This is a genomic window from Kribbella lupini (assembly GCF_039529595.1).
Classification (GTDB): domain Bacteria; phylum Actinomycetota; class Actinomycetes; order Propionibacteriales; family Kribbellaceae; genus Kribbella; species Kribbella lupini.
Window position 1 is genome coordinate 1,857,167 of record NZ_BAAANC010000002.1, and the last position, 25,059, is coordinate 1,882,225.

General features: G+C 69.5%; 12 protein-coding genes. 4 read left to right on the forward strand and 8 right to left on the reverse strand.

The features are described from left to right. Window positions 1–18 precede the first annotated feature (18 nt). The 5 genes from ABD235_RS22160 to ABD235_RS22180 all read right to left on the reverse strand — a co-directional run bounded on the left by ABD235_RS22160 (window position 19) and on the right by ABD235_RS22180 (window position 3,131). Window positions 19–858: a hypothetical protein gene (locus ABD235_RS22160; RefSeq protein ID WP_344177005.1), complete on the reverse strand. Its 840-nt coding sequence runs from the start codon at window positions 856–858 to the stop codon at window positions 19–21. After that, entirely contained in the window at window positions 855–1,538 is a 684-nt protein-coding gene (locus ABD235_RS22165; RefSeq protein ID WP_344177007.1) for a hypothetical protein, read from the reverse strand. Before ABD235_RS22165 ends, ABD235_RS22160 begins: the two co-directional genes overlap by 4 nt. Beyond that, the gene (locus tag ABD235_RS22170; RefSeq protein WP_344177009.1) at window positions 1,535–1,852 is read right to left on the reverse strand and encodes a hypothetical protein; all 318 of its coding nucleotides are present in this window, start codon (window positions 1,850–1,852) and stop codon (window positions 1,535–1,537) included. Before ABD235_RS22170 ends, ABD235_RS22165 begins: the two co-directional genes overlap by 4 nt. 60 nt (window positions 1,853–1,912) lie before the next feature. After that, complete coding sequence (locus tag ABD235_RS22175; RefSeq protein WP_344177011.1) at window positions 1,913–2,899, reverse strand: hypothetical protein; 987 nt, start codon at window positions 2,897–2,899, stop codon at window positions 1,913–1,915. Window positions 2,900–2,960: 61 nt separating this feature from the next. Continuing rightward, window positions 2,961–3,131: a hypothetical protein gene (locus ABD235_RS22180; RefSeq protein ID WP_344177013.1), complete on the reverse strand. Its 171-nt coding sequence runs from the start codon at window positions 3,129–3,131 to the stop codon at window positions 2,961–2,963. A 130-nt stretch (window positions 3,132–3,261) separates the two neighbouring features. On the opposite strand from ABD235_RS22180, the gene upp reads away from it, so the two are divergent. Beyond that, complete coding sequence (gene upp / locus ABD235_RS22185; RefSeq protein WP_344177015.1) at window positions 3,262–3,903, forward strand: uracil phosphoribosyltransferase; 642 nt, start codon at window positions 3,262–3,264, stop codon at window positions 3,901–3,903. 3 nt (window positions 3,904–3,906) lie between these two features. On the opposite strand, the gene ABD235_RS22190 is transcribed toward upp, so the two are convergent. The 3 genes from ABD235_RS22190 to ABD235_RS22200 are packed head-to-tail and all read right to left on the reverse strand — an operon-like array spanning window position 3,907 to window position 23,234. After that, on the reverse strand, window positions 3,907–4,878 hold the full coding sequence (locus ABD235_RS22190; protein WP_344177018.1) for a phage baseplate protein: 972 nt from the start codon (window positions 4,876–4,878) through the stop codon (window positions 3,907–3,909). 60 nt (window positions 4,879–4,938) lie between these two features. Next, window positions 4,939–7,464, reverse strand: a complete 2,526-nt coding sequence (locus ABD235_RS22195; RefSeq protein WP_344177020.1) for a right-handed parallel beta-helix repeat-containing protein — start codon at window positions 7,462–7,464, stop codon at window positions 4,939–4,941. After that, window positions 7,461–23,234: an actin cross-linking domain-containing toxin gene (locus ABD235_RS22200; protein ID WP_344177022.1), complete on the reverse strand. Its 15,774-nt coding sequence runs from the start codon at window positions 23,232–23,234 to the stop codon at window positions 7,461–7,463. Before ABD235_RS22200 ends, ABD235_RS22195 begins: the two co-directional genes overlap by 4 nt. Before the next feature lie 148 nt (window positions 23,235–23,382). Between ABD235_RS22200 and ABD235_RS22205 the strand changes: the two genes are divergently transcribed. From ABD235_RS22205 to ABD235_RS22215, 3 genes are read left to right on the forward strand one after another with little or no spacing between them, the layout of a single operon-like run. Continuing rightward, window positions 23,383–24,309 (forward strand): hypothetical protein, encoded by a 927-nt coding sequence (locus ABD235_RS22205; RefSeq protein ID WP_344177023.1) that lies wholly within the window; start codon window positions 23,383–23,385, stop codon window positions 24,307–24,309. Between the two features lie 30 nt (window positions 24,310–24,339). Then, entirely contained in the window at window positions 24,340–24,642 is a 303-nt protein-coding gene (locus ABD235_RS22210; protein ID WP_344177025.1) for a hypothetical protein, read from the forward strand. 42 nt (window positions 24,643–24,684) lie between these two features. Beyond that, the gene (locus ABD235_RS22215; protein ID WP_145805289.1) at window positions 24,685–24,993 is read left to right on the forward strand and encodes a hypothetical protein; all 309 of its coding nucleotides are present in this window, start codon (window positions 24,685–24,687) and stop codon (window positions 24,991–24,993) included. Window positions 24,994–25,059 lie beyond the last annotated feature (66 nt).

Sequence of the window (25,059 nt, forward strand, 5' to 3'; positions counted from 1 at the left end):
GGCGGTGTCGCCGAAGGATTACGTCGTCTCCCAGGCCGAGCCGTTCCACACGTCGAGCGTGGTGAACAGCGGTGCCGGGAAGGCCGTGCCGCTCACCTTCCACCAGTTGTTGACGGTCCCGGTCTTCGAGGCCGTCAGGTAGCTCATCGACAGTAGCTTGTGGGCGACGACCGGCGCGGTGGCCACGTCGATGTAGTCACCGGTGGCCGGCATCCTCGCGGTCAGTTCCGTGGCCTGTCGCAGCGCGAGCTGGGCCGTGTAGCGGCCGTTCGCGTCAGTCCGGGCGGTGGCCAGGACGGTCGACGAGTTCATGATCCGCAGGCTCACTCCGGACGCCGGGAGCAGGACACCTGCCGGGCTGTAGCGCCTGGCCACCCCGGTGACCACCGTCTTCGCCGCACCGCTGGTCCGCGCCGGCTGCTCGAGCGTGAGCGTCGCACCTCGCGTCACCCGGAACGACACGTTGGTGACGATCTCGTTGGCCCCGTGAGTCACCTTGGTCATCACCCACTGACCGGCGCCGGTGGCGAGCGGCACGGCGAGGAAGCCCGTCCGGGTGTCGATCGTCGGCCACTCGTTGTGGACCTTCTCGGTCAGCGGCACGACCACGCGCTGCGATCCGTCCGGCCGCTGCACGGTGATGGTCATGCCCTCACAGGAGGGGTCGGCCTCGATCTCGACCGGCACGCGCAGAGCCGCGGTGGTGAGCGTCGCCGGTTCCGGATCTCCGCCGTAGCTCTGCATCGGCTGCGCCCGCAGGCACGAGTCGTCGGCCAGGCTTCCGGCGTACGAGGTACCGGTGACTGCGACCAGAGCCGCTGCGGTGAGCGCTGCGACCAGGTGGCTGCGGCGGTTCATCGGACGACCTTCAGAGTCAGCTCGCGGCTCCACGGGCTGTTGTCCAAGAGGGGGCCGGAGGCAAGTACTCGGAGGCGGTAGGTGCCGGCCTTGGTGGGCGTCCAGTAGCGCTGGTAGGTGCCGTTGGCCGCGACGTAGTTGGCCGAGCCGGAGCCCTGCCACACCTTGCCGTCCCAGATCTGCAGCGACGACCAGAGGCGGCCGGGTACGACCGTGCCGGAGACCGTCCAGCCGGTGTTCACGCGAGCGGTCGGCGCGTACGTCAGGTAGCTCATCGCCAGCAGCTTGTGGACCGGCTGCCAGCTGTTCGACAGGGAGTGCTCGCGGTAGTCGCCGACGGCCGCGAACTGCGCGCGGACAGCACCGTTCTGCGTGAACAGAGCGCTCAGCCGGAACCGCCCGGTCGAATCCGTCGTCGCCGTGCCGAGCTGCTGCGTGCCCGCGTCGTTGGTGATCGTCACGCGGAGACCGGCCCGCGGCGCCAGAGCTCCGGTGGCGGTGTAACCCTTCGCGACCCCGGTGATCGGGGTCCGGGCCAGCCCACTGGTCCGGACCGGCGGCTCCAGCGTGAAGACATCGGCGCGGTACACCCGGAACCGGACGCTGGTGAGCAGCACGGTCGAGGCGCGGCTGACCTTGGTGACCACCCACTCCCCGGGCCCGTTGGCCAGCGGGATCACAGGTCGCCGTACTTCCAGAAAACCGGCGGTTCGGGCGCGCCGGACTCGCCGTTCTTGTCCAGCAGCAGCGTGCGGGCCATCGACCCGTCCGTCTTCTGCACCGAGATCTGCAACCCGCTGCAGTCCAGCCAGTCGCCGGCCACCCGGACACCGATCGGATGAGCGATCTCACCGGTGCTCACCTCCGCGATCTCCCCGCGAGGCAACCCCACCACCGGCGCCTTGACGCACTCGTCCCCCGCCGCCTCGGCCGGACCAGTCAGACCGACCACCCCGACCAGCAGCAACACCAGCAGCACAACTGATCGACGCATGGCCGTTCCCTCCGTCCGGTTCCCCTCATCCAGCTCGATGCGCACCGGCGCGCGAAAGTTTCAGGACACCTTGACGCTGACCTCGCGGGACGGGGAGTTGTCCAGCCGCTCGCCGTGGACCCACACCCGGAGCCGGTAGGTCCCGGCCTTCGTCGGCTTCCAGTAGCGCGAGTACACACCGTTGGCCGGGATCGGTCCGTACGACGGCGTCGTGACCCAGGCGGTGCCGTTGAACACCTGGAGATCCGCGTGCAACCGGCCCGGGTACGCCGAACCGGAGACCTTCCACCAGCCGTTCACCTTCGCCGTGGGCAGCGCGGTCAGGTAGCTCATCGCGATCAGCTTGTGCGCGTTCACGTAGCCGGTGGACTGCGCGACGTAGTTGCCGCTGGCCGGCGTGTACGCCCACAGGAACGTGTTCTGCGTGAACGCGACGGTGGTCCGGAACCGCCCGGTGGCATCGGTCCGCACGGTCGCGATCACCGTGCCCTGCGTCAGGTGCCGCAGCTGCACGGTCGCGTTCACGGCCGGGACGGGCACGCCTCTGGTCGAGTACCGGAGCAGCCGTCCCGACAGCGTCGTACGGGCGGTGCCGCTGGTCCGGGCCGGCTGGTCGAGGGTGAGCACGCTCCCGCGGTACACGTGGAACGCGACGTCGGTCTCCAGCACGTTCGCGCCGTGCGTGACCTTGGTGATCATCCAGTCGCCCTCACCGGTCCCCGCGGTCAGCGGGAGGAACCCGTACCAGGTCCAGCTCGGCGGCATGCCTCGGCCGCCCTCGTGGACCAGCGCGACCGTCTGCTGCCGCGAGCCGTCCTTCTTCCGCACGTGCGCGACCATCCCGGTGCAGTCCTGCGGGTAGAACGCGTGCATCTCGATCGGCAGCAGCTCGAGCGAGTTGAGCACGATCGTCTCGACCGGCATGGTGTCCCGGCTGATCTGGGGTGGCGCGGCGAGACAGTCGTCGGCGACGGCCGCGACGGCGGCCTGGGGCAGTCCGACGGTGACCAGCGCCAGAGCGGCGAGTACTGCGAGACGTCGACGCATGGCGCGCATCCTCCTGAGCAGAGATCGGTTGCTCAACCAGATGCGCGCCGGGCCCGGAAAGTTAGTGGTGGTACGTCGCGCGCCGCATCGCGGCGCGGATCTGGCGGACGCGGGCCCGGCGCGGGGCGATCCGGTCGCGCAGCGCCTTGGCCTCCTCGAGCTCACGCAGGAAGGCGGCGCGGCGGCGCAGGCGGTCGAGCTGCTCGGGCGACTTACCGGTGTTTTCCGTCACGGCGCACGTCCGTCCGGTCGGTTGAGGTCGGTGCCCTGGGGCGGGCGGGACAAACCAAAATCGACTGCACGAAAATCGTAGCGGTGGCGGCGGTTTCCCGAGACGAATCGCCGACGGTAGCGTTCCGGCCATGCAGATCCTCGTCGTGGACCACCCGCTCGTCGCCCACAAGCTCACCACGCTGCGGGACCAGACCACCGACTCGCCGACGTTCCGGCGGCTGACCGAGGAACTGGTCACGCTGCTCGCCTACGAAGCGACCCGGGACGTCCGGACCGGTCCGATCACCGTCCAGACCCCGGTCGCTGAGGCGGAGGGGATCAAGCTGACCTCGCCGAAGCCGCTCGTCGTACCGATCCTGCGGGCCGGTCTGGGCATGCTCGAGGGGATGTCCCGGCTGCTGCCGACGGCCGAGGTCGGGTTCCTCGGGATGATCCGCAACGAGGAGACCCTGACTGCCTCGACGTACGCCGAACGGCTGCCGGAGGACCTGCACGGCCGTCAGTGCTACGTGCTCGACCCGATGCTGGCCACCGGCGGCACCCTGGCGGTGGCGATCCAGTTCCTGGTCGACCGCGGCGCCGACCACATCACCGCGATCTGTCTGCTGGCCGCGCCGGAAGGCGTCGAGCGGATCGAGCGCGAGCTGGCCGACCTGAACGTCCCGTGCACGCTGGTGATCGCCGGCATGGACTCGCACCTGAACGAGAAGGGCTACATCGTCCCGGGCCTGGGCGACGCCGGCGACCGCCTGTACGGCGTCGCCCAGTAGTCCTCAGACCAGGTCGTTGCGGTAGAAGAAGTTCGCCCGGCGATCGCCGGTGACGCCGGAGGCGAAGCCGAAGTAGAGCCGCGCGGTCGCGTCGGTGGCGCCGTACACGGCCATCCCCTCGGCCTCGCGGTAGGTCAGGCTCTTGCCGGCCAGCGTGAGGAACGAGTCGACGATCTTGCCCTGGTTGATGTCGTAGCACCACAGCTTCGAGTTGGCCTTGGTCTCGTCCGGCTCCCCCGGGTAGGCCTCGCCCTCCCAGAAGTAGCAGTACGAGCCGTAGAGCGCCCAGCCCTGGAAGTCGATCCCGGGTGTGAGGGCCGGCTGCTTGAAGCTGGCCAGGACGTTGCTGTAGTCACCGGCCTGCGCGGCGGCCAGCGAGTAGACGTTGATGTGCATCCCGTCCGACAGCGAGTGCCGTACGCCGAGCCGCCCGTACCGCTGGTCGACGGCGGGAGTGAACACCGACCCGTTCGCGACCGGCTTCCACTTGGTCAGCGAGGCCGAGTCCTTGGTCAGCGTGGCGCCGTTCTGCCACGGGAAGCGGCAGATCTGCCGGCCACGCCCGTTGGCGGTGTCGACGTCGGTCTCGGTCCACAGGTACGACGTACTGCCGACGCCCTGCGCGCCGATCGAGACGCCGTGCCCGAACCCGGTCAGGTACATGTGCCCGAGCACGGTCCCGGAGAAGTCCAGCCGGCTGAGCGTCAGCGTGCCGCTGTTGGCCTCGGTGCCGGAGCGCAGCTGGGCGGTGAAGATCCGGTTGTTCGGGGTGTCGAAGGCCATCGACTGCATGACGGTCGGGCCCCACAGCGGCTTGTGGCGGAAGAACTCGTTGGTGGTCGCGCTCATCGTGAACCGCTTGGTGGCGGGCAGCGCGGTGGTTCGGGCGGGGTGGGCGGAGGCGGGCGCTCCGACGGCACCGGCGGCGAGGATCGCACCGGTTCCGGCGAGCAGTCCACGGCGGGAAAGAGTCATACGCCTGAGAGTAAGCGCCTCACTTCACACTGTCAGCAGCTCACTTCTCATAATTTTCTGTTAATAGCTCTGCGGGATGTCCGCGGCTTCCAGGGAGCTGAGCTGTTCGGCGGTCGGGGCCGTGAGCTCGGCCAGGCGGTGGGCCTGACGTTCGGTCATCTGCTGGAACATCTGCCGCGCGGTCCGTCCGTTGCCGAACCCCTCGTCGCGCGGCATCACCTCGAACAGGTGGGTCAGCGCGGCCCGGGCGTCGCCGCTCAGCTGGTACTGGTGCTCGCCCGCGTGGTACTCGAAGATCCGCACCAGCTCGTCCGAGGTGTAGTCGTCGAACAGCATCGTGCGGGTGAACCGCGACGACAGACCGGGGTTCGACCCGATGAAGCGGCCCATGTCGTTGACGTAGCCGGCCACGATCACGACCAGGTCCTCGCGGTGGTCCTCCATCATCTTGACCAGCGTCGCGATCGCCTCGGTGCCGAAGTCGTTGCCGATCCCGACCGGCGCCAGCGAGTAGGCCTCGTCGATGAACAGCACCCCACCGAGCGCCTGGTTGATCGCGGCCGTCGTCTTCGGACCCGTGTGGCCGACGTACTCGCCGACCAGCGCGGTCCGGTCGACCTCGATCAGATGACCCTTGCGCAGCAGCCCCAGCGCCTTCAGCACCCGCCCGTACAGCCGCGCGACCGTCGTCTTGCCCGTACCAGGGTTGCCCGCGAACACCAGGTGCCGACTCAGCGGCGGCGCCGGCAGCCCGGCCTCCTGCCGCATCCGGACGGTCTGCATCAGCTTCACCATCGACTGGACGTCACGCTTCACCCGATCGAGGCCGACCTGCTCCTCGAGCTCGGCGAGCACGTCCTCCAGCAGCTCGTCCTCCGGCGGCGCGCTCTCCACCAAAGCAGACACCGGTACGACGGCCGGATCGTTCGCCGCGGCCGCCGCGCTCACGGCAGGCGCCGCGGCAGGGGCCATCGGCGCCCCGTCGATCGTGCAGTCCTCGAACACCGGGTTCGCGCCGTCGTCCTGCCCGGCGGCTCCGGCGCAGTCTCGGATCCGCACGTGCCGCAGTACCGGCGAGCAGCCCGCGCTGAGGTGCAGCGCCGGGTACTGCGTGCCGACCACGTCGCAGTCGATGTACGTCCCGGCCGCCTTCTCCGCGAGGAAGATCCCGTTCTTGGCCACGCCGGTCACCCGCAGGCCGGTCACGGTCGGCGCGACGCCGGACCACACGACCAGGCCCGAGCCCTCGCACTTCTCGATCGTGCTGCCCGCGACCTCGGCACTCGCGCCGGAGCCGACAACGATCCCGGCCGCCTTCGTCCGGCTGACACGGATCGCGTCCATCCGCACCATCCCGGCGCCGGACAGCTCGATCCCGGTCCCACTCGTCCCGGTCACCGAGCACGCGTCCAGGCTCGTCACGGAGCTCGACTCCAGGTGCACGCCGACCGAGCCGCCGGTGATCCGGCAGTCCTCGGCCCGCAGTACGGCGTCGTCGACCACGGACAGCGCGGTCAGACCGACGTCGGTGATCCCGCAGGCCTCCAGCTCGACCCGCGACGCGCTCGTCGCGTGCACGCCGTGCTCGTTGCCGCCGCGGATCAGGCAGTCGGCCAGCCGGACGGTCGTCGTACCGGTGAGGTGCAGAGCGCTGTACGCCGAACGGTCGAACCGCGTGTCGCTCAGCGTCGCCTCGGCCGCGTCGGAGATCAGCAGCCCGTTCGCTCCGGAGTCGGAGACCGTGCAGCCCTTCGCGGTCAGCTCGGCCTGGTCCTGGACGACCAGCGCGCTCGCTTTCGCCGTACGGATCCGGCAGTCGGTCAGCTCCGCATGCGCGGACCCGGTCGCGTGCACCCCAGCAGCGCCGGACGAGTCGATCGACACCTCGGTCAGTACGCCGGTGGAGCTGTCCTCTAGCAGTACGCCGGCCATGCCGGTCTTCCGCAGCACCGAGTCGGTGATCGTCACCTTGCCGCCGCCGCGCGAGCGGAAGCCGTAGCCCGCGGTGGACGTCATCCGGAGCCGCTCCGCCTCGATCTGCGCTCCGCCGGACAGCACGACGCCGATGCCGTCGATCTTGTCGATGCTGGAGTCCTCGATCCGCGCGCGGACCCGGCCGGACAGGTGCATCGCGGCCAGCCGGCCGTCGCTCAGCGCCGACCGGCGGACCAGGACCGTCGTCACGCCGTACCCGGTCAGGTCCTGGCTCGGGCCGCCTTCGTTGCCGCGGGCATGGATCCGGCTGCCGGTGACCAGGCAGTCCTCGAGCAGGAGCCCGGCGCCCGGCGCGATCCCGATCGCCGGCGTCCCACTGTCGTCGGCGGCACCGACCACCAGGCCGCGCAGCGCGCACTCGAGGCCCTCGGCGACGATCGCCGGTTCACCGCTGCCGGCGACGCCGACCACCTCGACGCTGCCGCGGCCCTGCTCGGAGACCAGCGCCAGCGACCGGTCCAGCACGACCTGCTCGTCGTACCGGCCGGCGGCGATCAGGACGACGTCGCCCGGGCTCGCGGCCTTGACCGCGTCGGAGATCCGCCGGAAGGTCCCGCGTCCGCCCTTGGGGGCCACATACCTCGTAGTCACTGAACTCCTTGTACACCCGGTGGCAGCACCAGACCCGATGTGGTCAGCTGCGGCGGTGGCACGTTAACACTGGGCGGAAGCACCAGCGGCCGCGACCACGCGGGGTCCATCGAGGCCCGGATCGCCGGTCCGAGGAAGGCGATCGCCAGCCCCTTCTCGAAGAACTTGAGCCCGAACCCGGCCGCGATGTCGGCGATCCCGCCCTTCTGGAAGTACCGCCCGGCGCCGAAGCCCATCCCGATCGTGCGCAGCATGCCGAGGCTGTTGGCCACCGCGTACCCGGTCGCGACCGACATCCCACCCTCGGCCATCGCCTGCCAGCCGGTGAGCTTGACCGGCTTGCCGTCCGGCCCGGTGACGCCGAAAATCGCCGCGTTCATCGTGCCGTTCACGAAGCCGGTCAGCGGCAGAAGCAGCATGCCGAGGCTGTAGTCGAAGGTCCCGCCGCGCCACTTGAGGGAGCTGGTCTGACCGGCCCACTCCACCCCCCAGCTGGCGTTGTTGTTGGTCGGCCGGTTGGTGACCAGCTTGCCGCTGTCCAGGTTGCCCATCGTGGACTTCAGGTCGCGCAGCGAGCCGCCGAGCCTGGTCTCGGTCAGCGCGGTCCCGGCCACCGTGCGCAGCGTCGTCCCGACGGCGGCGTTCATCAGCGCCTTGAGCGCGTCGGTGCCGGTGAACGGCTTGTTCTGCGCGTCCGCGATGATCGCCAGGATGATCACGCTGGCCGCGTAGTCGAGCACGAACTCGGTCGACGCGGTGAGCAGCATCTTCTGGACCAGCGCCCGGCTGTACGACGCGTAGTTGGCTTCCATCCGGCCCGCGCTGCCACCCGGCCGGAGCGCCTTCGGGTCGATCGTCCAGTCCGAGTGCATCAGCCACGGCTGCCGCTGGGCGTCGCCGATCCGCGAGTTCCAGCCGCGGAACTCGGTCATCGCGCCGCGGAAGTCGTACTCGTTGCCGGTCAGCCGCAGCCGGCCGCCGCGCAGCTCGAAGACCAGGCCGTTCTGGGACCGCTCGCCGACCACCGCGCCGGTGTCGTCCCACAGCTTCCACTGACCGTGGATCTTGTCGGTCTCCAGGAAGTTGTCGCCGGACTTGACCCGCTCCCGGACGATCTTGTCGAAGTCGAACTCCTTCCACTGCGCCCGGTCGCTCACCTTGGTCACCGCGTCCACCTGGTACTCGCGAACGCGAGCCGGCCGCCCGTCGCCCACGTGCTGCGGCGTCTCGAACCGCAGCTGCCGCGTCATCAGCGGCGTACCGGGCTGGAAGTCCGCGTGGAACCTGGCGTTCGGGCTCCAGCGCGGCGACCAGCGACCGTCGCCCGTCCCCCAGCGCCGGTCGAACGTCATCGCGGCGTCGACGCGCTGACCGAACTTGTCGAACTCGGCACTGTGCCAGTTGTGGTTCGCCGACTTCCAGGACTCGACGTACCGGCCCTCGTCCAGCATGTGCCGGTCGCGGATCAGGTTGCCGCGGGCATCGAAGTCGCGGAACGAGTTGTCCCAGCTGATCGACTCCTCGCGGGAGCCCTTGAAGTGGAACCGGTCGCCGTGGCTGCCGGTCGGGGCGCCGTTGACGTCCAGCTCACGCCAGGTCCACGCCGACGAGTCGGCCGGTCCGTTCGACTGGATGTAGCGCTGCGGCTGATTCCCCCGTACGCCGGGCGCCAGGTGCTGCTCGCCGACCAGGTTGCCGTGCGGGTCCCGCTGGTACCAGACCTTGGTGTTGCCCGGCTCGGGGAACTCGCGGACCTGACCGCCCGGCTCGCTCTTGCGGACGAGCACCCAGTCCGGGCCCTGACCGGGACGGCTCGGACCGGGGAGCTGGACGAAGTCCTCCCAAGTGTTGTTGTTGCTGTCGAACACCCGCCAGCCGCGCGAGGTCTCGTTGTCCCACGCCTTCGCCGTCCGGCCGTTCAGGTTGGGCAGCGCGGTCTCCGGCGGCTTGACCTGGTCGCCGACCTTCAGCTTGCTGCCGTCGTGCAGCTTGCCCTCGAACCGGACGAAGTTCCCGGCCATGTCCACGTCGACGAACGACTCGTCGCCGGCCTGATACCGGACCCCGCGATTGTTGCCTGCAGCATCGGAAGTCTCCCAGCGGTGGATCTGGTACTGCGGGTCCTTCGCGAGGTGCGAGGTGAAGCCGTCGAAGGTCCGGTTGTTGTCCTGCACCAACTCGCGGAACCACACCGGCGGTCGCTGCTCACCGACCCGGCTCGCCGACAGGATCTCACCGCTGTCCAGCTTCTTCCCGCTGCCGATCGATTTGTCACCCGTGCCCCGGACGTCGAACTCGCCGGACCGGGTGACGACGCCGGCGTCGACCTCGAGCTTGAACTCCTGGTACCGGCGAGCGGTGTCGACGCCGTTGAAGCTGCCCCACTTCTGCTGGGCGATCTCGTCCTGGGTACCGATCCGGACCCGGTCGGTGAAGCCGTCGCCGACCTTCTCCCAGGTCCGCGAGCCGGAGGCGACCAGGCCGCCGTCGGCGTCGTACCGGCTCCAGGTCCAGGTGTTGCCGGCGCCGCGGACGGCCAGCACGTGGCCGGGGATCTCCTTCTCGGCCTTGCCCATCGGCGTGAGTTGCTCGGCGATCGGGTTGTCGTACTTCTGCAGGCCCTGCTGGTAGTGGTGCACGGCCCGGCCGTTGTGGTCCACGTCGCGCCAGGAGAAGCCGCCGGTGTCGAACTCGCGCTTGCCCCAGTTCGACATTCCCCCCGTGGCGTCGTACGTCGCCCAGGTGGTCCGCCGTTCGAACGTGCCGAAGCCGAGCGTGTCGGTCCGGCGGAAGCTGTCCAGGATCGTGCCGCCCGGCAGGAAGCGCCGCTCGAAGACCTGGACCTCCTTGGCCGTCGAGCTGAGCAGCTTGATGTTGCCGTTGCCGACACCGGTCACCTCGACCTTGCCGTGCAGGAACCCGCCGGTGGTGACGTCGTCCATCACGCCGCCGCTGCGGCTCCAAGTGTTGTTGACCCGGTCGACGACGTACGAGTAGATCGTCGAGCGCCCGTTGTCGACGACCCGGAAGCCCTGTTCGGTGAGCTGCCCGGTCGGCGAGTACTGGTGGTACTCACCGTTGCGCGGGCTGCCGTTCGGCGTGAGCTCGATCTTGATGTTGCCGTGGGCATCGATCGTCGCGCGATGCGGGGTGGCGACCGGCGTACCGTGCGGATCGGTCCAGGTGATCGTGCCGTCCTGGCCGCGGGTGATCCGCGAGCCGAGCTGACCGGCGCCGAGCGGGTCGAGGTCGGTGATCTCGGCGACCAGCGCGCCGGACGCGTCGTACCGGTACGCCTTGCTGCCCTCACCGACCTGGAAGTGACCGCCTGGCAGGGATTCCAGCTTGGTGCCCGGGTTCTGGGTCAGCAGCTCGTGGGTGGTGGTCAGGCCCTTGTTCTCGACCTTGACCGTGACGTCGCCGGGCAGCTGCTGGATCCTGACCTCGACCGTGTCCTGCGGCCACGACGCGGGTCGCGGCATCGGGGCGAACTCGTCGCTGTCGTGCAGGATCGTGCTGCGCAGCTTGGCCGCGATGTCTCCGAGGTCGGTCGGTTGCCACGGGCCCTTGGTGATCTCCCGGCCGCCGCCGGTGAACTTCACCGCCACGGTGTCGTCGGTGACGTCGCGGGTGATCGTGACGGCGAGCTGGTCGGTCGAGCCCGGCCGGCTCATGGTCAGTGTCGTGACGTTGCCGTCGGCACTCTTCGCCGTGTGCACCTCGGCGTACTTGTACCCGTGCCAGTTCGCGATCGACCGCTCGTCGAAGGCCCGCACCAGATCGTCGTACGCCGTGGCCGTCGGCATCCCCTGCCACGGCTCGCGGATGAACTGGCGCAGCTTGTCGGCCGGGATCTGGACCGCCTCGACCGGGATCACCTTGAGCGTCACCCCGTCGACCAGAACGTCCTTGTCCGGGCCTGTTCGGACAAGCTTCGTCGGCGCGAGCGTGACCTCGGACTGCGCCTGGTTCAGCGGGGGCGGGTCGGCGTCGAGCTTGGTGTACCCGGGCGGGTACGACATCGCGAGCTTGCCGTGCCCGGCCGGTACGTCGATCTCGAACACGTAGGTGTTCTCCGGCAGGCCCTTGCGGGTCCACTCGACCTGGAACGCGAGGTCCTGCGAGGTCGAGCTCGGCAGCCGCTCGACGAACTCGGTCGCCTGCGCGGTCGCCCGGTCCATGTCGACGCTGCGGTACAGCGTCATCGGCCGGTCCGGGCCCTTGAAGAGCAGCTCCTTGGTGACCTGGTCGAAGTGCAGCGTGTCCTTGATCAGGTCGTCCGACGCGGTCTTCACGAAGCCGCCGTACCCGCGCTTGCCGGTGAACGCGCCGGTCTGGACCTTGCGGATCAGCGCGTGCACGCCGCTGGTCTTGTCGAGCGCCTCGGTCAGGTGCAGGCGGGACGTGTCGACGGCGTTGGTCCAGCGCGCGGCGTCGCCGGTGAACCCCTCCGGCAGCGCCGCCGGGCTCAGCTGGGTCGTGGTCGGGTGCGGCGCCTGGAACGTCCCCGTCCGGCTGTAGACCTGCGGACCGTCCGGCGTCGCGATCACCAGGCTGTCGTCGGTGAGCTTCACCGGCCACGGGTGGCCGAGTGAGTCGACGACCTGGCCGGACTCCGGCACGCCCTTGTTCAGCGTGATCATCACCGAGCGGCCGTCGAAGGCGCCGTTGACCAGCGGGAACCCGTCGCCGACGTGGACGAGCCGGCCCATGAACGGCTTGAACAGCCAGCTCTGCGCGTGCCCGTAGCCGTCGGCGGTCAGACGGTGCACGGCGACGAGGCCGTCCGGGGTCATCCCCGTCCGGAAGCCGTCCGTCGCGCCGGTCAGCGAGACGCCGTCGTCCCCGAGCGTCACCTTCAGCCCGGCCCCCGGGACGTCGGCGGTCTTCGGCCGGCCTTTCGCGACGATCCGCGGCCGGTCCCTCAGCGAGTCGATCCGCAGCTCGTCCAGCTTGCGCAGCAGGTCGTCGGCCGACATCAGGTGCTTGGTCTGGAAGGCGTCCTTGACCGCGTCGAACCGCTGCTGCGCGAGCTGCAGGTTCAGGTCCGCCCGCTGGCCCATCGACAACCCGGACGACGGCCCGTCGGTCCGCCCGGCGAAGGTGTCGCCGGCCTTGCCGGCCGCGACGTACTCGTCGTACGCCTTCTGGACGGCCTTGAAGTCGTGCATCCGCTGCGCGACCGCCAGGTCCGAGTCGCCCGTACGCCGGAACAGGTTCGTGTGCGCCACGGCGTCGTCGGCGAACGACTGCCCGGCCGGCTCCGGCATCCGCCGCCAGGCCAGCGGCTGCAGCTTGCCCGCGAACACGTCGCTGTTGTGCAGTACGCCGGCCCGCAGGTCGGTCGCGATCCGGCCGAAGTCCGACCCGCTCCACGACCCGCCGAAGAAGCGCTCGCCGTTGAACCGAGCGACGACGGAGACCGAGTCCGCGTCGACGTTCCGGGTCACAGTGATGACCAGCTCGTCGGCGGTCCCCGGCTTCGTCACCTTGATCACGTTGGTCAGGCGGTCCACACTGACCGCCGACGTCGCGTCCACGTCGGTCAGGCCCTGGAACTTGCGCAGCCCGTCGGTCGACAGCGCCTTCGCGAAGTCGTCGAAGGCGGTCCCCGAGGGCAGACCGGTCCACTCCTCGCGGATCAGTTCGTCGTACCGGGACGGCGGCAGCTGCTCGGCGCGGACGGGGATGATCGTCAGATCGTCGAGGACCCGGTTCTCGCCGGTCCGGATCAGCGTGGTCGGCGCGAGCGTCACCTCGTACTGGCTCTGGTTCACCGCGCGCGCGTCCCCGGCGCCCGGCGTGTAGCGCTCCGGGTAGGCCATCGCCAGCTTGGTGTGCTGCGGCGGGACGTCGATCTCGAACACGACCCGGTTGCCCTTGACGCCGTTCTCGGCCCAGGTGCGCTGGAAGTCCATCCCGTTCGACGTCGACGACGGGAGCCGCTCGACGAACTCGTCGGCCTGCGCGGCGACCGGGTCGAGCGACATCCCGCGGTACAGGGTGACGCGGGGGTTCGGCCCGTGGAACGCCGCCTGGCCCGCGGTGGTGACGAAGTCGTCGACCTTGCTGATCAGGTCGTCGGCGTCCGTCATCGACAGGTCGACGTACCCGCCGTAGCCGCGGTGCGACGTGAAGGAACCGCTCGCGACGTCGTCCATCAGCGTGCGGATCGAGTCGTCAGCGGCCGCCGCGCTCAGGTGTGTCCGGGACAGCTGGACCGAGTCGGCCCAGCGCTGCGCCTCGACCGGGTCGGTGAGGTGCGTCGCCACCGGTGTCGGCGCGTTCGCCGTGAGGCCCTCGTCCAGACCACGGAACGCGCCGGTCGCACGGTCGTACTGCAGCGCGCCGCCCGGCGAGGCGATCGAGATCGTGTCGCCGTTCGCCTTCACCGGCCAGCGGGCGCCGCCGAGGTCGTCGATCGTTCCGGCGTACAGGTTGCCGGTGAAGCCCTCGTCGGTCATCCGCAGCCACTGCCCGTGGAAGGCGTTGCCGTCCAGCTGCAGGGACTCGCCGGTCAGGCGCAGCCCGCCGCGGCGCATCGGCTGGTACTCCCAGGTGTGCGCGACGTTGCCCTGGGGCGTCAGCTTGGTCACCGTCACCGAGGTGCCGGAGTTCTGGACCTCGATCAGGCCGCCGCGCGGTACGTCGACCGACGTGACCGTGCTGCCCTGCACGGTGATCCGTACGTCGCTGGGCAGGTCGTGCGTCTTGAGAGTCGTGTCGGCCATCGGGTTCATCCGCGCCGACGGGCCGCCGACCGTGCGCGAGGGTGCGCCGCCGACGAGTCGCGGCCGGTCCTTGATCGACGTCGCGAGCAGGTCGTCCAGCTGCCCCCGCAGTACGTCGAACTGCAGCCCTGGGTGGTTCGACTCGAACAGCTGCTTGGCCGCCGTGAACTGGTCGTACGTCGCCCGCAGGTCCTGCAGCGCGCTGTCGCCGACCGACGGACCGCGGGACGACCCGTCGGCGCGGCCGCCGAACTTGTCGTAGTTCGCGCCGGCCGCGCGGTAGTCGTCGTACGCCTTCTGGACCTTGGAGAAGTCGTCGATCCGGGTGGTCAGGTCCGCGTCGGTGTCCCCGGCCCGGCGGAACAGGTCCACCCGGGCCGCGTTCTCGGCGTCCCAGACCTGCCCGATCGGCTGCGGCTCCGCCGCGTTCTTCCACGCGGCCGGCTCGATCCGCCCGGCGAACTGCTCGCTGTTGTGCAGTACGCCGCCCCGCAGGTCGGTCGCGATGTGCGCGAACTCGGCCTTGCTCCACGCCTGGTCGAAGATCATGTCACCGTGCAACTGGCCGGTGGTGACTCGCACCGAGTCGCCCTCGCGGGTCACGGTGATCACCAGCTGCTCGCCCACGCCCGGCTTGCTGACAGTGATCGTGCGGACCAAGCCATCGGCGCTGAGCGTCGAGTGGGCCGTCACGTCGGCCATCCCGTCGAACTTGCGCAGGCCGTCGACGGAGAAGGCCCGGGCGAAGTCGTCGAAGGCGACCTCGGACGACAGCCCGGACCACTTGGCGGTGATCACCTCGTCGTACAGCGACGGCGGGATCTGCTCGGCCCTGACCGGGATGATCGTCATCCCGTTCTCGACCCGGACGTCGCCGTTGCGAACCAGTGTCGTCGGGGCGAGGGTGATCTCGAACTGGTCCTGGTTCCAGGCCCGCGCCTCGCCGGCGCCGCGCTGGTAGCCGTCGGGGTAGGACATCGCGAGCTTGCCGTGCGCCGGCGGTACGTCGATCTCGAAGACGACCCGGTTGCTCAGGACACCGTTCTTGGCCCACTCGTCCTGGAACTTCAGCGTGCTCGAGGTGGAGATCGGCAGCCGCTCGGTGAAGGTCGCTGCCTTCGCCGCGGCCGGGTCCATCGACACCCCGCGGTACACGGTGATGTTGTCGGCCGGGCCTTTGGTCAGCAGGTCCTGCGTCACCGAGTGGAACGTGCGGACCTTGTTGACCAGCGTCCCGTCGGCCAGGGCGCCCGGGTTCACGAAGCCGTCGTAGCCGCGCTTCGACGTGAAGGAGCCACCCATCACGTCCTTCATCAAGTTCTCGACCTGCTTGTTCACCGCGGCTTCGCCGAGGTGCGTCCGGGACTGGTCGGCCTGCGCGGACCAACGGGTCGCGTCGCTCACGTCCGGCGGCGGCACCGGCCGGCCGAGGCTGTCGCCCGCGTGCGCGACCGGGCCCTGGAAGGTGCCGCTCCGGTCGTACTTGAAGACGCCGCCGGGCGCCGCGACCACGATGTCGTCACCGGTGACCTTCAACGGCAGGCCGCCGTCCAGTACGCCGTCCAGCTTGCCCGCCATCCCGGTCGCCGAGCCGAAGCGCCCGGCCAGCGGGCCGTCGGCGAGGTGGAAGCTCTGGCCGATCAGGTTCGGCCGGCCGAAGCCCAGCCGGAACGTCCAGCCGCGGACCGCGTCGCCGCCGGCGCCGAGCTCCGTCACGGTCACTTCACGGCCGTTGACCGAGCCGGTGAACGAGTCCGCTCGGCTGCCCTGGAACGTCACCGTCGTACCGCTGACCTCGTACGAGACGCCGCCGCCGGGAACCTCGAAGGACCGTCCGGCGCCGTCGAGCTTGGGCCGCTTCGGCAGCTTGTCGATCGTGCTCGCGACGTCGTCGAACTCGACGTCGTGCTTGCGCTTGAAGCTGGTCTTCGCGGCCTCCAGGTCCGCGCGGGCCGCGTCCAGGTCGATCCGGACCTGCTCGCCGACCGGGAGGTCGGACGCCGGCCCGTCGGTGCGGCCGCCGTGCAGGTCGAAGTCGTGCTCGGCGCGCTGCAGGTTCGTCTGCGTCTGCTGCAGCCGCGCGATGTCCTCCATCCGGACGTCGACCATCGCGTCGGTGTCGCCCGGTTGCCGCACGACCTGCATCTTGGCCGCGAGGTCCTGCTCCCACTGCGGATTGAACGACGGCTGCTGGTTCCAGGCAGCGGGTTTCGACATCCCGACGAACAGGTCGTTGTCGTACAGGGTGCCGGCCCGCAGGTCGGTCGCCAGGTGGCCGAACTCGTCGCCGGTCCAGGTGCCCCGGGCGCTGGTGACGCCGTCCGCGGTGGTGGTCACGGTCACCGAGTCGCCGGACCGGGTGACCGTGATGGTCAGGTCGTTCCCGGCGAAGCCCGGCTTGCTGACGGTGATCGTGTTCACGAGGCCGTTGTCGCTCAGCTTCGACGTCGCGGTGACGTCGGCCATGGTCGAGAACTTGCGCAGCGGCACCTGGTCGAAGGCCGCCGCGAACTGGTCGAAGGCCTGCTTCCCTGAGAGCCCGTCCCAGCGTTCGAGAATCAGCTCCTCGACGTCGTACGGCCTGATCTGCTCGGCCCGGACCGGGATGACGGTCAGCCCGTCCTTCTGGAACGAGTCGCCGGTCCGCTTGAGGATCGTCGGCGACAGCGTCACCTCGAATTGCTCCTGGTTCAGCGCGCGTACCTCGCCGGCGCCCGGGTGGTAGCCCTCCGGGTAGGACATCGCCAGCTTGCCGTGCGTCGGCGGGACCTCGATCTCGAACACGACCCGGTTCTGGGGCGCGGTCGCGCTCTTGGACCACGCGCCCGGCTGGAAGTCCCAGGTGCTCGAGGTGGAGATCGGCAGCCGCTCGACGAACTCGTCCGCCGTCGCCGCGTCGGCGTCGAGCTTCACGCCGCGGTAGACCTTCGTCGGGCCGACCGGTCCCTGGCCGAGCAGGTCGTCGGCGATCCGGTTGAAGTCGTCGACGTCCCCGATCAACCGCTCGGCGCCGCTGCCGCGCAGGACGTCCGGGTCGACGAAGCCGCCGAAGTACCGCTGGTTGGTGAACGCTCCCTCGCGGGTCTTGAGCATCATCGCGCGAACGCCGTCGACCTCGTCCATCGCGGCCATGTGCGTCCGCGAGAGGTCGACCTGCGCCGTCCACTGCGCCTGGCCGAGCTCGTCCCCGTCCAGCCGGCTCGGCAGCTGCAGATCCGGCCGCGGACCGGCGACCCCCGGCTCGACCCGCAGGAAGTTCCCGGCCCGGTCGTAGAACTCCGGCCCCTGCGAGCCCGGCACCCGGAACTCGCCGGTGGAGCTGGAGAAGCTGACGGGGACCCGGCCGCCGTGGGCGTCCGGGATCATCGCGTTCTCCGGGAGCCCGAGGCTGATCTCCGTCGTCAACCGCTGACCGCCCGCGCCGCCACCAGGCCCGAGCACCAGCTCGTCGGCCATCAGCATCGGCTCACCGGTACGGCGGTTGAGCTGGAACGTCAGCGTCCGCAGCCCGTCGTCGCTGGACACCTTCAGCGTGCTGCCGGTCAGCACGCTGTCGTACTCGCCCGCCCGCGCGCCCATGAAGTTGGCCCGCGTCCCGTCGAAGCTGAACGTGACGCCGCCGCCGGGGACGACGACTTCCTTGCCTCCGGCACCGAGCAGGCGCGGGCGGTCCTTGAGCGAGTCCGTCACCAGGTCGTCCAGCTGCTGCTGGAGCGCGTCGACCTTCATCCCGTGCTTGGCCTCGAACGTCACCGTTGCCGTGTGCAACTCGTTCTGGGCCCGCTGCAGCCCGGCCCCGAGGTCGGTGCCCACCGCCGGACCGGTCGACGAGCCGTCGATCCGGTGCCCGCCCGCGGCCAGGTCCTGCAGGGCGACCTTGACGTTGGTCTGCGCGACCTGGACCTCGCGGAAGTCGGCGATCCGGCCGTTGAACGTCGCGTCGGTGTCACCGGCCTTGCGGAACACGGTGGTCTTGATCGCGAGGTCGGTCTCCCAGGCGTCGCTGAACGACTGGGTGTTCGGCCGGACCGGCCGCGGCAGTTCCTTCAGCGGGTCGAGCAGCACGTCGTCGGCCGCAGTGCCCTGGATGCCGGGGTGCGCGTCGACCGCGCGGCCCTTGCCCTTGACGTCGACGGGCACGGATCCGCCGAGGTCGTCCGGCGGCCGCGGGGCCGGCGTACCGGTGATGTCGGCCCACTTCTCCGGATGGCTCGCGACCACCCAATCGGCTTTCTGCTGCGCCGTGGAGACGTTCAGGATCTTGGTGGTGGACCAGTCCGCCTTGTCCGGGAAGGTGCCGCGGTACCAGTCGCCGAACGCGTTGGACCGGCCTGGATCGCGGACGAACGTGTTGATGTCCCGGACCGCCTGCGGGCGCCCGGCGCCCAGGTCGTTCAGGCTGCCGGTCACCGAGACGGGCGGGGCCTTCTGGTGCGGCACCAGGCTCTTCAGCCCGTCCGGGACCTCGCGGAACTCGAACAGCAGCGCCTTCTCGCCGGCGATCACCGCGTCGTTGATGCCGTGCCCGGCGACCTCGCCACCACCGAGGATGTACGCCTTGACCTGCGTCCAGGCGAAGTCGTTGCCGCCCGCGGGCGTCGGCAGGTCACGCAGCAGCTTCAGCGTCGCGAGCCGGTCGGCGTTGGTCAGCGTCTCGAGCACGACCTTCGGCTGGGTCCGCGGCAGCACGCCCCAGTCGTTCTTCACCGCCGGGTCGGTCAGGCCGCGGTGCGGCACGCCGCCGGGGTACTCGCCGATGGCGATGCCGTGCTTCTCGACCTGCTTGCCGGTGAAGGTCATGATCGACTTCAGGTACGCGTACGAGCCCTCGACGGCGGCCGGGTCGTCGAGACTGCCCTTGATCGCGGCCAGCGCGCCGTCGTTGCGGAACTCCGCCTTGTACCAGGGGTTGTCGGCCAGCAGCCGCAGCTCGTTGCTCGCGCCGCTGCCGAATTCCGACGCCTTCACGCCGACGGTGATCTGCTGCCCGGTCGGCGGCATCTGCACCGAGCCGACGTCGTCCAGGCCGAGTCCGTTGCCTCCGGCAATGACGTGCTTGTGGTTGGTGATGTGCAGCTCGAAGCGCCCGTCGGGACTGGTCACCACCTTCATCGGCTGGTGGTTCGCGTCGTTCAGCTGCTTCTTGAACGTGTCGAGCAGGAAGTTCGCGGCGTCGTCGCCGAGCTTGGCGCCGGCGTCGTCGCCGATCCTGCCCGGGTAGCTGACCAGCTCGACGGTGTGGGTGTTCCACTTGCCGGCGACCGGCGGCATCCCCTCCGGCGCCCGGTAGGCGCCGTTGCTCATGTCCTTGGTGACCATGATCAGCGGGTCGCCGGTGTCGACCCGCTTGACGAACGCGAAGACCCGGCCGGTGCCCTCCGGCATCGCCACGACGAACCCGCGCAGCTCGCTCTCGTGCCCGAACGACGCGCTGTCGAACTCCTTGCCGAACTTCGGCGCCGGGACGTCGATCGGCCGGCCGACCGCGGACACGCTCGGCCCGTCGGCACGCTGCAGTACGGCGGGCGGTGGCGGCGGGGGCGGCGCGAGGTTCCGGACCGGCGGAGGCGGCGGAGGTGGCGGTGGAGCGGCCGACCCGTCCATGCCGCCGAGCAGTCGCGGCCGTTCCTTCAGCGACTCCAGCGTCAGGTGGTCGAGCTGCTGCTTGATGCCGTCGGCATCCATTCCGTGCTTGCCCGCGAACTCGGCCTTCGCCACGTTCAGGTCGGTCTCGGCCGCCTGCAGGTTGACGTGCGCCTTGTCGCCGACCGACGGGCCGGTCGAGGGACCGTCGATCCGCAAGCCGTTGACCGCGACGTTGTCGGCCGCGGCGTCGTACTTGGCCTGGGCCCGCAGGACCTGCCCGAAGTCGTCCATCTTCGCGGTGACGACGGCGTCGGTGTCGCCCGGCTTGCGGAACACGCCGGCCTTGGCCGCGAGGTCGTTCTCCCAGGTCCCACCGAGCGACTGACTCTCGAACTTGCCCTGCGCGGTGTAGACCGTCCGGACGCCCTTCTGGTCGATCACCTGGATCTGACCGGTGTCGAGCTGCCGGACCGTCACTCCGTCCGGTACGGCGTCACCGGCAACCGTGGTGACGCGGATGTCGCCCCCCGCTCCCGCCGGGATCACGATGTGGTCGTCCGGCCGCAGCATGCCGTCGGCCTTGGTCAGCCGCAGTCCCTCGTCGAGCTTGAGGCCGTTGGCGTCGAACCGGATGCTGTTGCCGGTTGCGGTGTCGGTGAACCGGATGGTGCCGCCCGGCAGCACGTCCATCCGGCCGCTCGGGCCGCCGCCGTACAGGTGGTAGTTGCTGACGCCGCCCTCGGTCCGGGTGACCTTCACGATGACGTCCGGACGGTCCGGGATGCCGTTGAGGGTGATCTCGGCCCGGCTGGCGATCGTGTTGGTGCCGATGCCCGAGGTGGCGATGTCGGCGCCCTTGGCCAGCGAGTAGCCGGGGTCGTGAACGGGTCGCGGCGTCACCGGGACCAGGTGGGTCTCGAGCGCCTGCACCGGCGCGTGGCCCGGTACGCCGGCCTGGCCGAGGTTCTGGACCGGCGCCGGACTGACCGGCAGCGGCTTGTCGCCGACCAGGATGGTCGGCGTCGGCTGGTTGGAACCGGCGTTGGCCGGCAGGTCCTGCTTCAGTGCGGCCGGCGGCGTCACGCCGTTCTGGCCGCCGGCGTGCACGGTGGTCGGCTGGATGTTCAGGTCGACGGCGCGCTGCGGTACGGCGACCGGCTGCACGTTCACGGTCGGGACGACCGGCGCGTTCTGGGAGCCGGCCAGACCCGGGTTGTCGACCTTCGTCGTGGCCGGGGGCGGAGTCTTGAGGTCGGAGCCGGCCAGGCTCGGGGTGACGTGCGCGTCCCCCGCGCCCTTCGCGGTCGGGACCCCTGGCGGGGTGACGCCCTGGGTCGTCACGTTCGGGTTGTGCACCAGGTCGAGCGCGGCGTGGACCCGGTCGAGGCCCTGCGCCGACACCGTGTGGGCCGCGTTGAAGGTCGGGCCGCCGGGAGCGTTGAAGAGCTCGTGGGCGATCGACCGGATCTGACCGGCCTGGAAGCCGTTGGCCGCGCCGTCGAAGATCTGGTGGCCGAGGTGTGGCGAGACGGTCGGCGGGTTGTTCCGGATCGAGGAGCCGGCCAGGTCGTTCAGAGTGGTCGAGCCCTGCGGGTTGGACACGTGCAGGGAGCTGACGTTGATCGCGGGCGGCTGCACGTTGGTGCCGCTGAGGTGGACCGAGCCGACCTCCGGCGTACCGATGTGCGGCGTCGGGATGGCGTTGGCCCCGGTGGTGCCGATGGCAACGTTGTTGACGTGCGGCGACGGGAGGCTGCCGACGCCGATGCTGCCGAGCGCCACGTTGTTGACCTGCACGGTCGGCGGCGTCGCGCCGGTGGCGACGTCGATCGGCTTGACCGCGACGTTGGGCAGCGGCGGCGACACGGTGCCGAGCGCGGTCGACGGGAGCGACGGGGTGTTGATGCCCGCCGTACCGATGACTGTGGCCGGTGGGACGGCCGGGATGTGCATCCCGGCGTTGCCCGGGATCTCCAGGCCGCCCGGCGTGGTGAGGGTCGGCGCCACCGTCTTGCCGAAGTCACCGGCCTTGAGCGGGATCAGGTCGGGGAGTTGCGACGTGATGTTGCCGCCGCGGAAGCCGGCGCCGATCGCGGTGTCCGGCATCTTGATGTGCAGCGGTTCCATCCGGATCGGGTCCACCAGCTGCTGCTGGAAGCTCTTCCAGAAGCCGCCGTTGCCGCCGGTGTCGATCGGGGCGCCGCTGATCCCGCGCAATGGGGCGATCTTCATCGGCAGGCCGAAGACGTCCTTGCCGAGCACGCCGCGCCCGATCACGCCGACCTTGAGCGCCTGGGTGAAGGCCTGGAAGTTGGTCAGCCCGAGCGCCTTGAAGGCGCGGATCTCGTCGGCGGCGACCGGCAGGAAGATCCGGGTCCACTGCAGGTTGCCGAAGTGCGCCTTGGTGAAGTTCCAGGTCCCGGTCAGGCCGGTCTTCAGGCCGTTGCCGATCGCCGAGAACCCGCGGCCCAGCGCCGGCGGGATGGCGGCGATCGAGGTGGTCAGCCTGCTGATCCCGTTCAGCGCGATCTTGCCGAAGTTGCTGGTGAAGTTCGCCGCGACGATCGGGAAGTTCCGCAGGTTCTTGATCACGTGCAGGCCGGTCTCGGTGATCGCCAGCGTGCCGATCGCGGTCAGGCCCTTGAGCCCGCCCAGCAGGCCCTTGAACGAGAAGGTCCCGCTGAAGATGTTCTTGATGCCCTGGGTGATGCCCTTCACGCCGGCGCCGATGCCCTTGCCGACCGCCTTGACGATGCTGAAGATCGGCAGCGCCTTGGTGGTCGGCGCGATCAGGCCGAGGCCGGCCAGGAACAGGTCGAGGAAGTTCGCGTCACCCTTGGCGACGTCGACGATGGTCTTGATGAACAGCGCCAGGTTGACGCCCAGCGCGATCAGCGCGATCGGGCCACCGAAGATCAGCGCCGGGATGATCAGGATGATCGCCAGCCACTTGAACGCCTCCCAGAACGCCTCGCACTCCGAGATCGGCAGCTGGATGTCGGCGACGCCGTTGATCTTGCCGGCGAACCCCGAGGCCTGGTCGGACTGGTACTCGCCGGCCGAGCGGGCGGTTTCCTTGTGGGTGTCACGGTTCGGGTCGTCCTCGGCCAGCCCGCGCCCGGCCGCCAGGGCGGCGTCGGCCTTGCTCTGCTGCGAGATCACGACCTCACGCCAGTCCCGCAGCGCCTGGGCCGAGGTCTCGAACGCGGACGCCACGTCCTCGACGTGCCCGCGCAACCGGCCGTCCACCTTGCCGCGCAGCGCGTCCGCGGTCTTGCCGACGAAGACGCTGTCGGAGTTCTTGTTCATCACGGCCTCGATCGCGGTGATGATCTCCCGCGCCTTGCCGCCCATCTTCTGCAGGCCGTCGGCCAGGGCCTTGATCTTCTCGGGGTCCCCGGGCGTGGGGTCGCCGCCGAGGCCGATCGCGTCCCAGTCTCCCGGCCGTGGCATCGCAACCCTCCTCCAGCTGAAGTGGCCCTCCGACTGTCCACGTACGGGAGCGCTCCGAGGTTCAGTGCGGCGGCAGGAAAACTTCTCTGAACCTCCGGCGTCCCCGCGACGTGGTCTGGGTGGAACCGGCTGGACAGCGGGAGGCGCGATGGCCGACATCAAGATCGACTACAACCTGCTCAACGACGCGAAGAAGGACCTGCACGACCTCGCCGAGGGGCTGATCCCGTCGATGGACGACGAGGTCTTCCAGTCGCTCGGCGACGGCACCGGCGACGACGTCCTGGGCAGCAGCGAGATCTCCTCGGCCGTCTACTCCCTGCACTCCAACGCCGAGTACACGATGGGCAAGGCCAAGGACGGCCTGACCAAGCTCGGCGACTCGTTCGGCTCGGTCGGCGAGGCGTTCCTGCAGTTCGACGCCGAGATCGCCCAGGGCATGCACGCCACCAACAGCAACCTGGCCCTGTCGAACTACCAGCGCGACAAGTCCACCTGGGACTACTACCAGCAGCACAAGGACCAGTGCGTCGGCGACGACCAGCCGGACTTCTGCAGCGCCACGGACCCGGGTGAACCGCCGCTCGACCAGACCATCGTCACCGACCGGGGCAACGTCAACACGCACCTGACGCTCGACGACCAGGGCAACGTGGTCAAGGAAGAGACCACGGTCACGTACGACGGCAAGACCTACACGTCGGTGACCAACTACAGCGACGGCGGCAACAAGATCGTCTCCGACAGCACCTATCCCGACGGCAGCACCGTGCACAACGAGACCACCGTGTCCGGCGACCCGAAGGACCAGACATCGCACAGCGTCTCGACCAGCACCGACACCGACGGCAAGAAGGACGTCACCGAGACGTTCACCACCAAGGACGGCAGCGGCACCCAGACGGTGACGAACTCCGACGGCAGCGTGCACAAGTTCACCCGCGGACCGGACGACTGGCGCGGGACCAGCCAGGACTGGGTCGAGACGCCGGAGAGCGTCTCCGACAACGACCCGGACAACGACGACGACAACGACGACACCGACTACCCGGGATGGTCCGGGAGCAAGGTCTGACCTCCGTACTCCAGAAGTGAGCGAACCCGCATGGCACAAGACGGCATCAACCTCGAGTACGGCAAGATCGAGGAGGTCTCCGGTCTGCTGAGCAACGCGAACGCCCAGATCGTGCCGCAGATCAACAACCTGCGGACCCGGGTGAACACGCTGGTCGAGGACGGCATGGTCTTCAAGACCTCCAGCGACACCATTCGCAACCTCTACAACACCTTCGACTCCTCGCTGCAGGACGCCGTCCAGGGCATCAAGGAGTTCTCCTTGATGTTCGACAGCATCGAGCAGAACGCGAAGGACTTCGACCAGGGCATCAAGGACGCGCTGCCCTCGTAACTGCCCGCCTTTCAGCCCTCTCCAGGAAGTGAGTTACCCGCCATGGCGCAAGACGGCATCAATCTCGACTACGGCAAGATCGTCGACGTCACCAACCTGATGAAGAACGCCCACGAGCAGATCGTGCCGCTGATCGGCACTCTGCGGGACCGGGTGAACACACTGGTCGAGGACGGCATGGTCTTCAAGCAGTCGAGCGAGGTCATCCGCAGCACCTACAACAACTTCGACTCCAGCCTGCAGGCCGCGGTCAAGGGCATCAACGACTTCTCCGACATGTTCAACGGCATCAAGAAGAACGCCGAGGAGTTCGACCAGGGCATCACCGACAGCCTGAACCAGACGAAGTAGGGCGACTTCACCCGGAACACCGCAGTACGCCGAAGAGCCCCGGAGACGCGTTCCTCCGGGGCTCTT

Coding starts and splice junctions, on each gene's coding strand:
- ABD235_RS22160 (WP_344177005.1), bottom strand. CDS start 858: ATGAACCGCCGCAGCCACCTGGTCGCAGCGCTCACCGCAGCGGCTCTG.
- ABD235_RS22170 (WP_344177009.1), bottom strand. CDS start 1,852: ATGCGTCGATCAGTTGTGCTGCTGGTGTTGCTGCTGGTCGGGGTGGTC.
- ABD235_RS22175 (WP_344177011.1), bottom strand. CDS start 2,899: ATGCGTCGACGTCTCGCAGTACTCGCCGCTCTGGCGCTGGTCACCGTC.
- upp (WP_344177015.1), top strand. CDS start 3,262: ATGCAGATCCTCGTCGTGGACCACCCGCTCGTCGCCCACAAGCTCACC.
- ABD235_RS22190 (WP_344177018.1), bottom strand. CDS start 4,878: ATGACTCTTTCCCGCCGTGGACTGCTCGCCGGAACCGGTGCGATCCTC.
- ABD235_RS22200 (WP_344177022.1), bottom strand. CDS start 23,234: ATGCCACGGCCGGGAGACTGGGACGCGATCGGCCTCGGCGGCGACCCC.
- ABD235_RS22205 (WP_344177023.1), top strand. CDS start 23,383: ATGGCCGACATCAAGATCGACTACAACCTGCTCAACGACGCGAAGAAG.
- ABD235_RS22210 (WP_344177025.1), top strand. CDS start 24,340: ATGGCACAAGACGGCATCAACCTCGAGTACGGCAAGATCGAGGAGGTC.
- ABD235_RS22215 (WP_145805289.1), top strand. CDS start 24,685: ATGGCGCAAGACGGCATCAATCTCGACTACGGCAAGATCGTCGACGTC.